Annotated in this window: 8 protein-coding genes and 1 pseudogene; all 9 read right to left on the reverse strand. The window is 43.9% G+C overall.

Translation table 11 applies throughout. The annotated features are described in order from the left end of the window. Window positions 1-16 precede the first annotated feature (16 nt). The 9 genes and pseudogenes from rhaM to mcpB all read right to left on the reverse strand — a co-directional run bounded on the left by rhaM (window position 17) and on the right by mcpB (window position 13,224). On the reverse strand, window positions 17-331 hold the full coding sequence (gene rhaM / locus BFW96_RS18140) for an L-rhamnose mutarotase (protein WP_069840217.1): 315 nt from the start codon (window positions 329-331) through the stop codon (window positions 17-19). Between the two features lie 17 nt (window positions 332-348). Continuing rightward, entirely contained in the window at window positions 349-1,806 is a 1,458-nt protein-coding gene (gene rhaB / locus BFW96_RS18145) for a rhamnulokinase (protein WP_069840218.1), read from the reverse strand. A gap of 4 nt (window positions 1,807-1,810) precedes the next feature. Next, window positions 1,811-2,587 carry a rhamnose catabolism operon transcriptional regulator RhaR gene (gene rhaR, locus BFW96_RS18150; protein WP_069840219.1) on the reverse strand — a complete coding sequence of 259 codons (777 nt, stop codon included), beginning with the start codon at window positions 2,585-2,587 and terminating at the stop codon, window positions 1,811-1,813. Window positions 2,588-2,644: 57 nt separating this feature from the next. Beyond that, window positions 2,645-4,714, reverse strand: coding sequence for a bifunctional aldolase/short-chain dehydrogenase (locus BFW96_RS18155; protein ID WP_069840220.1), 2,070 nt, complete (start codon window positions 4,712-4,714; stop codon window positions 2,645-2,647). A gap of 137 nt (window positions 4,715-4,851) precedes the next feature. Further along, window positions 4,852-6,840, reverse strand: coding sequence for a methyl-accepting chemotaxis protein (locus BFW96_RS18160; RefSeq protein ID WP_069840221.1), 1,989 nt, complete (start codon window positions 6,838-6,840; stop codon window positions 4,852-4,854). Window positions 6,841-6,952: 112 nt separating this feature from the next. After that, entirely contained in the window at window positions 6,953-7,903 is a 951-nt protein-coding gene (locus BFW96_RS22130) for a methyl-accepting chemotaxis protein (RefSeq protein ID WP_370881213.1), read from the reverse strand. Then, window positions 7,898-8,941 (reverse strand): annotated as a pseudogene (gene mcpA, locus BFW96_RS22135) (methyl-accepting chemotaxis protein); the annotation flags it as partial. The pseudogene mcpA and the gene BFW96_RS22130, both read right to left, overlap by 6 nt. Window positions 8,942-9,060: 119 nt before the next feature. Next, window positions 9,061-11,058, reverse strand: a complete 1,998-nt coding sequence (gene tlpA, locus BFW96_RS18170; RefSeq protein WP_069840223.1) for a methyl-accepting chemotaxis protein TlpA — start codon at window positions 11,056-11,058, stop codon at window positions 9,061-9,063. Between the two features lie 177 nt (window positions 11,059-11,235). Beyond that, window positions 11,236-13,224, reverse strand: coding sequence for a methyl-accepting chemotaxis protein McpB (mcpB, locus tag BFW96_RS18175; RefSeq protein WP_014665151.1), 1,989 nt, complete (start codon window positions 13,222-13,224; stop codon window positions 11,236-11,238). Between the last annotated feature and the right edge of the window lie 10 nt (window positions 13,225-13,234).

Here is a 13,234-nt window from a genome sequence, read left to right on the forward strand (position 1 = left end):
CCCTTATTTCAGTTTTTTAATCCAAATAAAAAACTTCCTTTAGATCTATCGAAACAGGACTGAAATCCGAATTTGTTTTCATTAAGGGCGCCATCGTTTTCCACCATCTCCGGCAAACTTCCGTGTCCGCCATCTTTCTCCATTTCTCTTCATCCTCTATTTCTAAATATGCAAAAAGCCGGCCTGTTTCCTCGTCTAGAAAAATGGAATAATGGTGGGCTCCATGAGCTTTGAGTGCTTCTGCCATTTCAGGCCAAATGTCATCATGCCGCTGCTTGTATTCTTCGTACTTGTCTTGATGGACAAACATGATACTGGCTTTTCTTTTCAAACTTTGTCACCTCTTCATTATTTAGATAGCGCTTTCAAAACAGTTTGCTGAAATGACTGAATGATCGTGCTTCTGTCAATGTCTTTGGGTGTAAACACTTTGATCGGAAAGGAATTTCTGACGACTTGCCGGGCTTCTTTTATGTCTTTGACTTCTTTGGCAGCAATCATTTGCATCAGCAGATTTCCTATGGCGGTTGCCTCTACGGGCCCTGCGTATACTGCTTTTTCGCTCATGTCTGCCGTTAATTGATTTAAGAAATCATTCCGGGCTCCGCCGCCGATGATATGAAACTGCTCGATCGGTTTTTCTGTGATCGTTTCCAGCTCTTTGATGGCTATCGCATAGATGATGGCTAAATTGCTGTAGATGCAGCAGGCAAGTTCACCTGCAGTGCGGGGAATCTTTTGGCGGGTTTCTCTGCAATAATGCTGTATTTCCATTATCATGTTTTCTGGATTGAGGAAGCGTTTATCATTTAAGTTTATAAATTGCTGGAATGGTTCTGTTTTTTCGGCTTCTTCTGCAAGCTGCTGGAAAGAGTAATCTGCTTGTAATTGCTGTCTTACTTCTTGTATCACCCACATGCCGATAATGTTTTTGAGAAAGCGAATGGTGTTGTTTGCGCCGCGTTCATTTGTATAGTTGTTTTTCAAAGCCAGATCAGTTATTATCGGTGTTTTGTTTTCAATCCCGATTAACGACCATGTTCCGCTGCTGATGTACGCCCAGCCATCACTTACACCAGGCGCCGCGATGACGGCCGAGGCCGTATCATGTGTTGCGACTGTCATCACCTTGCACGCCGGGAGATCATAATCCGGAAACCAGTCATTTCTTAGCTTCCCGAGCTCATACCCCGGTTCAGTCAACGGGGCAAATTGCTGTTCGTAAACAGACACGGCTTCAAGCAATTCAGGATCAAACTTTCCCGTTGAGACGTTTAAAAGCTGTGTTGTGGACGCATTCGTGATTTCTGTTACAGCTTTTCCGGTTAAACAATAGCCTAAATAATCAGGAACCATCACAATTTTATCTGTCTTTTTGAGCAGCTCACGGTCTTCTTCATACAATTGATAGATCGTGTTGAAAGGCTGAAATTGTATTCCTGTTTTTTGATAAATTTTAGCCTTCGAGAGGGTATGTTCCAGTTTGTCTATTGTATGATCTGTTCTTCTATCACGATAGGATATTGCTTCGCGCAACCGATTTCCTTTTTCATCCAGCAAGACATAATCAACTGCCCATGTATCGATGCCAATGGTGCAGTGTTCATATCCAAGCGTTTTTACTTTTTGCAGTCCTTGCAGGATTTGTTTTAGCAAATGATCAATATCCCAAAAGCAATGCCCGTCTCTTTGACTAAAACCGTTAGCAAATCTGTGAATCTCTTGTATGTCAAGCTTCCCTTCCTTTAGTTCACCTACCATGATTCTCCCGCTTGATGCGCCTATATCAATGGCAGTATAAATCATTCTTTCACCCTCTCTTCGGAAGAGGAACAGCTGTCACCTTCACCTTTTTGTCCTCAAGAGCTTTTACCGATGCCGGATCAAGTCCAGAATCTGTAATAACGCGGCTGATATCTTGCAGCGAGGCGATATGTGAAAACTCGCGGTTCCCCCATTTGCTTGAATCGGCCATCAAAATGGTCTGGTCCGACCTTTCGATCATCCGTTTTTTGAGCAGCGCCTGCCACTCATTTGAGTCACTCATCCCGTTGTTTACATCAAATCCTTTACATGACAGAAAGGTTTTATTGACATGATAGGTCTCAAGTGAACGTTCTGCTAACGGGCCGGCAAATGATAATGATTTTTCCAGCAAAATGCCGCCTGTTGAAATGACTGATATGTTTTTTTTATTGCTGAGTTCAATGGCTGCTTTCATTGAATTTGTAATCACGGTGAGTTCAATGTCAGGGAGTATTTTCGCCATGTACCAGGCGGTTGTGCTTGCATCGAGAATAATTCGGTCTCCGTTTTTTACATATTTGGCCGCTTCGTGAGCAATGGCTTTTTTTTCGATGACATTTGTGATTTCCCGTTCAGAAAAATGAATTTCTGATTCCTTCTGCTGAATACTGACCGCTCCTCCATGACTCCGGCTCAGTTTATGTTCTTTTTCAAGCTTTTCAAGATCACGCCGAATGGTTTCCTCTGTGACTGAAAATATGTCACTTAATTCGGCAACGCGGATGCTTGAACGCGCATTCACTATTTCCACTATTTTTTGCTGCCGTTCTGCTACTAGCATCAGTAACGCCCTTCCTCATATCGTAGTCCATCTTATATTTTTTATCATAGCATATTTCTAACGCGTAAAAGCAGCAGGGACGCCGCCGTCTACCGTAATCATGCAGCCCGTTGTTTTTTCGGCTTTAGAAGAAGCGAAAAATGCAATGGCTTCGGCAATATCCTCCGGGTAAATATTGACGAGCAATGCAGTCCGTTTCCGGTAATGTTCTTCCAGCTGATCCGGTTCAATCCCGTACGCCGCGGCTCGTTCCTCACGCCAGCTTGAACCCCAGATTGCCGATCCTTGAAGAACCGCGTCCGGCAAAACGGAGTTGACCCTAATGCCGAATTCTCCGCCTTCTGCAGCAATGCATCTTGCTAAATGGGTTTCAAGCGCCTTAACCGAGCTGTAGGCAGAGGCGTTTTTCCCCGCATAAACCGAATTTTTCGATCCGACAAATACCATGCTTCCGCCTCTATTTTGCTGTTTCATCTGTTTAAACGCTTCACGGGCTACAAGGAAATAGCCTGTTCCTAAAACATTCATATTAAGATTCCATTCTTTTAGACTTGTTTCGTCAAATGGGCTTGATGTGGCCAGCCCGGCATTATTGATGACGATATCAATGCCGCCGTAAGCAAGTGCCGCTTGTTCAAAAGCTGACTGTACGTCTTTTTCCTTTGTCACATCCATTTTGATAGCCATTGCACGCCCTTCTCCGTACGCATCGTTTATTTCCCCGGCAATTTTCTGTGCACCTTCTATATTCAGATCAGCTGCGATTACGTGCCCTCCCTCAGCTGCAAATCGGCGGCATGCTGCACTGCCGATTCCGCCAGCCCCTCCAGTTATCAGCGCTACTTTTCGGGAAAATTCTGCTTCCCGCGGGGCAAGCGTAAGTTTATATAGTTCGAGCGGCCAATATTCGACATGGTAGGATTCATTTTCATTTAAAGAAACAAATTGCCCCAGAGCTGTTGCTCCTTTCATAACGGCGATGGCCCTCCGATATAAGGCCCCGCTTACTTTAGACATGGTATAGCTTTTTCCTGTATTCACCATTCCGATTCCAGGAATCAATATCACCCGCGGAGCGGATTCAAAGATTTGATCCCCATCCTGCTGATTGCGTGTAAAGTAAGCCTGATACTCTGACGTAAAGCGCTCGACTCCTGACTTGAGCAGATCCGCAAGCTTGTGAACATCTTGAGTTTCCGGATTCCAATCAATGTACAGCGGAACCCTTTTTGTGTGAACAAGGTGATCCGGGCATGCCGCACCGATTTGCGAAAGTGCTGGCGCTTGAACACTGTTTACAAATTCCAAGACGTCGTCATGATCATCATAGGAAAGGATCTGTTTCTTTTCTTCACTTACAGTTCCTCTGATCACAGGCATGATCTCAGCCAATATTTGTTTTCTGCGATCTTCCGGCAGCGGCTGATATCTTTTGCCTCCGAATACCTCCTGCTGATTGATACGGTCGTTAATATACTGCTCGGCTTCTTGAATGATGGATATCGTTTTTTGATAACATGTTTCAGACGTCTCTCCCCAAGTGACTAAGCCATGTTTCTCCATTAACACAAGCTCGGCGTGAGGGTTGTTCGCTACGCCTTCAGCGATTATTTTAGACAAAGCAAATCCAGGGCGGACGTATGGCACCCATACAAACCGGTTTCCGTAAATGTCTTCAGCGATCTGTTTTCCATTATCTGCGCAGCATATGCTGATAATCGCATCTGGATGGGTATGGTCAACATGCTTGTATGGCAGAAAAGCGTGTAATAGTGTTTCAATTGAAGGGCGGGGATGTTTGCTGTCAATCATACAATGAGACAGGTAATCTACCATTTCTTCATCTGACATTTGGTCCCTTTCAATCAGTGGGCGGATATCATCTAATTTCAAACCGGTAAAGTTATGCGCTTTCATTGTTGCCAAATCTGAACCGCTTCCTTTTACCCACATGACTTCTATTTCACGGCCTCTAAAATCTTTTTCCGTTGTTTTCATAGATGTATTCCCCCCGCCCCAGTTGCAAACAGTGCGGTCTGATCCGATCAAATTGGACCTGTACACCAATTCCTCTACACCTTTAGGCAGCTTTGCAGCTCGGTCTGAATCCCATATATGCTTCACCATATTTGATATTCCTCCATACCCTTTTATTTGTATCCGTTTTCATTATATATGATCTTCGTTTGTTTTTGAATTATTTTTGTTTATTTTTGTTTTCAATAAAAAAAGAAAGCAGCAGAATATGCCGCTTTCTCGTTTCATTATGATTCAATTTTAAATTTTTTCGTAATGTCCTGAAGTTCTTCCGCCATGTTTGCCAACGTTTCCGCTGAAGAGCTGATTTCTTCCATGGACGCAAGCTGTTCTTCAGCCGAAGCCGCGATATCCTGAATGCCTGCCGAGCTTTCTTTCGCCACTGCAGAAATGTCTTCAACAGCACTTGACACTTCATGTGATCCGGCTGATAGTTGTTCAACCGTCGCGTTCAAGTTTTGCAATTCGCCGGAAATTTGGGTTGTCATCTCATAGATTTGTTTAAAGCTTTCCGCTGTTTTGTCAGTAATCTGCAAGCCTTCCTTCACTTCATGATTCACAGATTGGAACATCGAAAGGGAAGTGCTGATTTCTCTGACAATCTCTTGAATTAATCCTTCAATTTCCTTGGCGGAGTCTGCTGATTGCACGGCAAGTTTTCTGACCTCTTCCGCAACTACTGAGAAGCCTCTTCCGTATTCTCCCGCTCTTGCCGCCTCAATCGCAGCATTTAATGCCAGCAGGTTGGTTTGATCAGCGATGCCATTGATCACATTCAAGATGCTGTTGATGTCTTGCGATTTTGTTTCAAGGCCCTTCACAACCGCTTCCGCTTGTTGAACGGATTGGTCGATTGTTTTCATTTGGCCGACTGTGTGTTCCACCAGTTTCTCGCCGCTGCCCGCTGCCTCAGAGGACTGAATCGATGATTTCGTAATGGTTGAAGAGGCTTGTGCCACTTTTGAAATCCCGTGATTCATTTGAGAAAGGTGGTTTGAGCTTGTTTCCAGTTTCTCGCTTTGTGCCTCGTTGCCATCTGAGAACTGTTCGATGGCGAGTGTAATATGTTCAGTTGCCTTACTCGTTTGAGCTGCGCTTGCCGTCAGTTCCTCAGAAGATGAGGCGACGTTTTCGACAGACGCTTGAATAACGCCGATTACAGAACGCAATGATGCAGACATTTCATTAAAGCTCTCGCCAAGCTGGCCAAACTCGTTTTTCGAGTGAATATCAATGACTTCTGTGAGATCGCCGCTGCTGATTTTTGCAGACGTCGAGACAAGTTTTCTTAATGGCTTGGTGATGGCACGAATAATATAGAGTATGAGTATGCCGCCGATTACAATAGACACGCATAGAATGATAATCGCAGTGTTCAGCACCGGGCTTGAAGCATCTTGCAATTCACTGACAAAATAAGTGCCCGCGATTTTCCAGCCAGTCAATTTATTTGTCGTAAAGGCCATTTTCTTTTCTTTGCCTTCGAATGTATATTCAAAGGAGCCGTCATTTTTGGAATATACTTGGTTTGTCCAATCGCCGGAGCCGGTTGTCCCAGGCTTAATCGTCGGATGGGCGATATATTTTTTGTTGCCTGTCGTAATAAATGCATAGCCTTCTTTTCCGATTTTGATTCTCTGTGATGCAGTAAGCACCTCATCCAGGTTTAAATCAAGCGCTATAACCCCTGACCCGTCTTTTAATTGTTTTGAAATTGTGACAACGGTATTCCCTGTTGCTTCATCAGTATACGGTTCTGAGAAAACAGCCTGTCCTTTTTCCGCAACGGCCTGTTTGTACCAGTCACGTCCTGTCGGATCGAAGCCTTTCGGAACACCGCTGTCCGGATATTTGTAAAGCTTCTTATCTTCTGAAGCAGCATAGATCGCGCCTACATCATCGTTAAGTGTCGTGTACTGCTTAAATTTCTCTTTCAGTAAGGTTTTGTTTTTGCCTAGCAATAGGTCTTTATCGATTGTCTCACTATAATAATCTACTGCTTTCACTTTATTATTCAATTTGTTTTGCAGGGTGCTATTGAGTTCCTCAACGTTTCCCACTGCACTATTGGTTAGTTCCCTGTCCAGTGCGTTCCAAGCTGATTGATAACTGAAATATGCTAAAACCCCAACCGGCAAAATAAGCACTGCCAGAAACGCAGCGATTAGCGGTTTGCTGATCGATGGCTGTTTGATCCATTGTATGAATTTTCCCATTCCTGTTGACTCCTCCTTTAAGCTAAATCTAATATCGTCAACTAGGATAAAAGGTTTAATAAAAAAACTAAAAAAAACACCCAAGCGCAACATGCTTGGGTGTTAAGGCTTATTATTCGATTTTGAATCGGTTAGTCATATCGCGAAGCTCTTCCGCCATAGACGAAAGGGTTTCTGCAGACGAGCTGATTTCTTCCATGGAAGCAAGCTGCTCTTCAGCTGACGCAGCGATATCTTGAATATGTGCTGAGCTTTCTTTGGAAATCGATGCAATATGCTCAGACGCTCCCGATACTTCCTCGGAGCTGGCTGAAAGCTGCTGAACCGTCGCACTCATATTTTGCAGTTCGCCGGCGATTTGGTTCGTCATTTCAGAAATGCGCTTAAAGCTCATTTCTGTTTTATCTGTGATATCAAGTCCTGTCTGCACCTCTTGATTGACAGACTGGAACATGCCGAGAGATGTATTAATTTCCTTCACAATTTCGATGATTAATCCTTCAATCTCTTTTGCTGAATCTGCTGACTGTACTGCCAGTTTTCTTACTTCTTCCGCTACAACAGAGAAGCCTCGGCCGTACTCGCCTGCACGGGCTGCTTCAATTGCCGCGTTTAAGGCAAGCAGGTTTGTCTGGTCTGCGATGCCGTTAATCACACGCAAAATGTTTGTAATGTCTTTCGATTTCGTTTCCAATCCGCGTACAACTTGCTCCGCTTCTTTAACGGACTTGTCAATGACGTTCATTTGGCCGACGGTTTGGTGAACAAGCTTGCCGCCTTCACTTGCAATTTCCGTCGATTGAACAGATGAATCTGTGATGACTTCAGAAGCTTGAGCCATATTCGTCAACCCGTCATTCATTTGATAAATATGCTCTGCTGCCGTTTCAATATTTTCGTTTTGTTTTTCATTGCCGTTAGAAAATTGTTCAATCGCCAATGTAATATGCTCTGTTGCCTTGCTCGTTTGCGCAGCTGATGCGGTCAGCTCCTCAGAGGAAGCGGCAACATTGTCTACCGAATCCTGGATGGCGTGTATGAGAGAACGAAGTGACGACGCCATATTGTTAAAGCTTTTGCCGAGCTCGCCCAATTCATCTTTTGAACGAATATCAATGGTTTCCGTCAAATCTCCCTCGCTGATCCGCTTAGAGGAACCGACAAGCTGTTTCAGCGGTGTTGTAATCGACCGAATGATCAAAGTCATGACGATAATCCCTATGATAATAGCTGCGGCCAAGACAATTAAAGCAAGGTGAAGGACAGGCTGGGCTGCCTCGTGGATTTCGTCTAAATACATGGTGCCGCCGATCTTCCATCCCGTTAACTTGTTTGTGTCAAAGGCCATTTTTTTCTTATCGCCGTCCATGGTGTATTGAAAATCGCCTTTATCAGCATTCAGCATCTTATCGAGCCAGTCGCCTTTTAATTCAGTTCCTGATTTTTCATTAGGATGAGCGACAACTTTTTTGTCCTTCGTCATGATAAATGCGTAGCCTTGTGTGCCGATGTTGACTTTTTTGGTTGTTTTCAACAGATTTTCAATGGTCATGTTGATTGCGATAACGCCTGAACCATCTTTTGTCTGCTGGGCGATTGTCACAACCATCGTATTTGTAGACGCGGTTTTATAAGGATCTGTCACAACGACTTTTCCTTTATTCGCAACCGCTTTTTTGTACCAGTCGCGTTCAACTGGATTGTAGCCGCTCGGCATCGGGAGATCCGGGTAGCGGGTAAATCGTCCGTTTTCGTCACTTGTATAAATGGACTCTACATCTTTATTAATGCTGATATATTGTGAGAATTTCTCTTCAATGCTTGCATTGCTTTTTGCTTTATATCTCTCTTTTGTCAGCCATTCGCTGAAGTAAGCAGCGCTGTTTTCTTTTTCGCCGATGCTGGTGGTAATGATTTCGTTTAATTGCTGTACATTTTCTAATGCGCTCCCCATCATCTGTCTGTCGAGCGAGCTGCTAGCCGATTGATACGCAAAGATCGCCAATATGACAACCGGTATGATGAGGATCGACAGAAAGGAAACGAGAAGCTTCCGTGTAATTGATCTTTGTTTTATGAGTTGGAGTATTTTTTTCATCATTCATTTCTCCTTTTTTATGCTACCCTTCATATCGGCTGGAAATGGGTAAATATATACAGCAAAAAAGAAGAAATTTAACAAAAGTAACTAATTTCCCATAAATAGATAGTCTTTTAGACCTATTCTTTATCTGCATCTACCTTAAATCGTTTTGTCAGATCACGGAGTTCTTCAGACATTCTTTCAAGCGTCAGTGCTGATGAACTGATCTCCTCCATGGATGCCAGCTGTTCCTCAGCTGAAGCGGCGATATCTTGGATACCGTCCGAGCTTGCCTTAGAAATGGCTGTGATATCATTTGAAGCTGCGGAAATTTCTTGTGCTCCCGCCGACAGCTCCTCAACCGTCGCATTCATGTTTTGCAGCTCGGAAGCAATCTGATTGGTCATTTGCGAGATATGTTTGAAGCTCTGCTTTGTTTCATCCGTCATGACAAGCCCTGTTTCAACTTCTTTGTTTACGGACTGAAGCACGTTCAATGATGTGTGGATTTCTTTTACTATCTCACTGATCAGCGATTCAATTTCTTTTGCCGAGTCAGCCGACTGTACCGCGAGCTTTCTCACTTCCTCAGCGACGACTGAGAAGCCCCGGCCATATTCACCCGCTCTGGCAGCTTCAATAGCGGCATTTAAGGCCAAAAGATTGGTTTGATCCGCAATACCGTTGATAACACGCAAAATATTTGTGATATCCTTTGATTTGATCTCCAGCCCTTTCACCACTTGTTCCGCTGCTTTTACAGAATGGTCAATTGTGTTCATTTGGCCGGCTGTTTTCTGGACGAGTGTCTCCCCTTTACTTGACACTTCGGTTGAATCTGCTGATGTCTCTGTAATCACTGCGGCCGCCCGCGCCAGCTCTGCCAATCCGTCATTCATTTCATTAATTTGTTCAGTTGTCGTTTCTATTTTCTCGCTTTGGCTTTCGCTCCCGTTTGAAAATTGCTCGATAGCCATCGTAATGTGCTCAGTGGCTTTGCTTGTCTGGTCTGCCGATGCAGTCAGCTCCTCGGACGATGAGGCAACGTGTTCTACTGAGTCTTTGATTCCGTGAATGAGCGAGCGAAGCGAGTGTGCCATATGATTGAAGCTCTCGCTCAGAACGCCAAGTTCATCTTTTGAATTGATTTCAATCGTTTCGGTCAGATCGCCTTCACTGATTTTTTCAGCTGATGCGACAATGCGTCCCAATGGCTTTGTGATGGATCGAATCACAAAATAAATCGCCGTCATTCCGGCTGCGATGGCAATCGCCAGAACGACTGAAGCCATGATCAGAACCCTGCTTGCAGCATCGTGAATCTCGTTTGCATACATCGTGCCGCTGATTTTCCAGCCTGTTGTTTCGCTAGTGGCAAACGCCATTTTTTTCTTTTTGCCTTTGTACGAATATTCAAAGTCTCCGCTTTTATCCTTGTAAAGCTTATCAACCCAGTCCCCTTTTAGCTCTGTTCCTGCTTTTTCTCCAGAGTAGGCGATGACTTTCTTGTTTTGGCTCAAGATAAAAGCATAGCCTTCTTTTCCAATATTGATTCCTTTCGCGGTAGTGACTAAGTCGTCAATTTTCATATCAATGGCGACAACGCCTGATCCATCCACTGTTTGACGGGCGATGGTGACGACCATTTTTCCTGATGAAATCGATTCATAAGGCTCAGTGACAATTGTTTTGCCTTTATTAGCCATTGCTTCTTTGTACCAATCTCTTTCCAAAGCATTAAAGTCACTTGGCATGTCAGCGTACGGATAACGTGTGAATTCCCCGTCTTTGCTGCTGGAAAATACCGCAGCGACATTATCATTCATTTGGATAAATTGTTTAAATTCCTGTTTCAGCTCTGTTTTCTTTTTATCCTGAAACTTATCTGCTGTCGCCCAATCGCTAAAATACGCGAGGTTTTTTTCAGTCGTTCTGATTTTATCATCAATAATGTGATCTAATATTTGAATGTTTTCCTTGGCGCTTTGCGTCATCTGTACATCAAGTGAGGAAACTGCTGATTGATAAGCGCTTACCGAAAGGGCGGTTATCGGGACAATTAAGATCAGCAGGAAAGAAATGATAAGTCTCCTTGCAATTGATGATCTGCGAATAGTGGTAAGTGTTTTTTTCATTTCCTTTTGAACCTTCTTTCAATAATTTACAAATTATATCGACAGAACTTCCTTTAAATTACATTGAAAATAGAGGTAAAAATGAAAAATAGTTCAAAACTCACCGTATAGACTAGGACTTTGTTAATGTTTACCACATGAAAAAACAGCGCCTTGATCAGCGCTGTTTTTCGGTTTTTACTCGATTTTAAATTGTTTCGTCAGATCGCGAAGCTCTTCTGCCATCTGCGCAAGAGTGGTCGCTGATGAACTGATTTCTTCCATGGAAGCAAGCTGTTCCTCAGCTGATGCGGCAATGTCCTGGATGCTTGCCGAGCTTTCTTTCGACACGTCTGCAATGCCGCTGACTGCTGCTGAAACATGCTGTGAACGGCCTGACAGCTGCTCGACGGTGGAATTCATCGTCTGCAGCTTGCCCGCGATTTCGTTTGTCATGCTGAAAATGCTCTGGAAGCTTTCTTTTGTATTGTCTGTGACAACAAGTCCCGATTGCACTTCCTGATTAACCTCTTTAAACATGTGAAGGGAGGTTTCAATCTCTGCGACGATTTCTTGGATCAGCTTTTCGATTTCTTTTGCTGAATCGGCTGATTGAACAGCCAGCTTGCGCACTTCCTCCGCTACGACAGAGAAACCGCGGCCTGATTCTCCTGCACGCGCCGCTTCAATAGCAGCGTTTAGTGCAAGCAAATTTGTTTGGTCAGCGATGCCGTTGATGACTCTCAAAATGCTTGTAATGTCTTTTGATTTTCCTTCTAAGCCTTTGACTACAGCTTCAGCCTGCTGAACAGATTGATTAATCGAGTTCATTTGGCCGACTGTCTGCTGCACAAACTTTTCACCTGTTCCGGCGATTTCCGTTGATTGGATAGACGCCTTTGTAATATCTGACGATGTTTGCGAGACTTGCTGGAGTCCTTCATTCATTAAGTTCAACTGATGAGAGCTGGATTCAACCTTTTCGCTTTGCTCTTCGTTTCCGTTTGAGAACTGCTCAATCGCCATCGTAATATGCTCGGTGGCTTTACTCGTCTGTCCGGCAGATGCGGTAAGCTGTTCGGAAGATGCGGCCACATTGTTCACCGAGTCCTGAATTGCGCTGATTAGAGAGCGGAGGGATTGTCCCATTTCGTTGAAGCTTTCTCCTAGCTCCCCTAGCTCATCCTTTGAATGAATTTCGATCGTTTCGGTCAAATCCCCTCTGCTGATCGTTTTCGATGATTGAACAAGACGTTTTAACGGTTTTGTAATCGAACGAACAATAAACAGAATTAAAATCCCGCCTGCCACAATGGAGGCAATCAGCACGATCATGCCCGTTACCAGCACAGACTTTGAGGCATCCTTAATTTCATCCATATACATAGTGCCGGCTATTTTCCAACCAGTCAGTTCATTTGTAGTATAGGTCAGCTTTTTATCTTCGTTATTCAGAGTGTACTTGAGCTCACCGCTGTCATTCGCATACATTTTGGCTACCCAGTCGCCTGACAGCTTTTCTCCAGCCTTATGGTTCTTGTGTGCGACGTAGGTTTTGTTTTTTGTTGCAATGAAAGCATAGCCTTCTTTTCCGACCTTGATTTGTTTCATCTGTTCTAACAATTTATCAATGGTAATATCCATGGCGACAACGCCTGATCCGTCCTTCAGCTCTTGTGCAATGGTAATGACCATGCTTCCGTCACTCGCAGCCACGTAAGGATCTGTCACGACAATTTCACCGCCGGCCTTCATCGCATCCTGGTACCAAGGGCGTTGTCTAGGGTCGTATCCGTCCGGCAATGTCTCTTTTGGCGCTTGTACGTAAGTGCCGTTATCTGCGCCTCCATAAATTCTGGCTACGCCTTGATTAATAGATACGTATTGTGAAAATTTAGCTTTGATCTCTTCTTGATTCGATTTTCCTTTGAATGCGGATCTTTTAAGAGATTCACTGAAAAAGGTAACTGCTTTCGCTTTTTCTCCCAGATCATTTGTAACGGTTGTATTAAATGTATCGACACTGTTTTTCGCATTCCCCATCATTTCCTCATCCAGCTTTCCGCTGGCGCTTCGGTAAGAACTAAATTCTAATATCAGAATAGGGATAATGAGAATCGCAATAAATGAGACGATTAATTTCTTTGAAATAGACGGTTTCTTCAGCCAATTGATAAAAGTCTTCATGTCTACTTGC

The organism is Bacillus sp. F56, assembly GCF_001748205.1.
Taxonomy (GTDB): Bacteria; Bacillota; Bacilli; order Bacillales; family Bacillaceae; genus Bacillus; species Bacillus stercoris.

Bases quoted from the DNA above. Each gene is read 5' to 3' on its own strand.
- rhaB (WP_069840218.1), bottom strand. From the start codon at position 1,806: ATGATTTATACTGCCATTGATATAGGCGCATCAAGCGGGAGAATCATG.
- rhaR (WP_069840219.1), bottom strand. From the start codon at position 2,587: ATGCTAGTAGCAGAACGGCAGCAAAAAATAGTGGAAATAGTGAATGCG.
- BFW96_RS18155 (WP_069840220.1), bottom strand. From the start codon at position 4,714: ATGGTGAAGCATATATGGGATTCAGACCGAGCTGCAAAGCTGCCTAAA.
- BFW96_RS18160 (WP_069840221.1), bottom strand. From the start codon at position 6,840: ATGGGAAAATTCATACAATGGATCAAACAGCCATCGATCAGCAAACCG.
- BFW96_RS22130 (WP_370881213.1), bottom strand. From the start codon at position 7,903: ATGGCGTCGTCACTTCGTTCTCTCATACACGCCATCCAGGATTCGGTA.
- tlpA (WP_069840223.1), bottom strand. From the start codon at position 11,058: ATGAAAAAAACACTTACCACTATTCGCAGATCATCAATTGCAAGGAGA.
- mcpB (WP_014665151.1), bottom strand. From the start codon at position 13,224: ATGAAGACTTTTATCAATTGGCTGAAGAAACCGTCTATTTCAAAGAAA.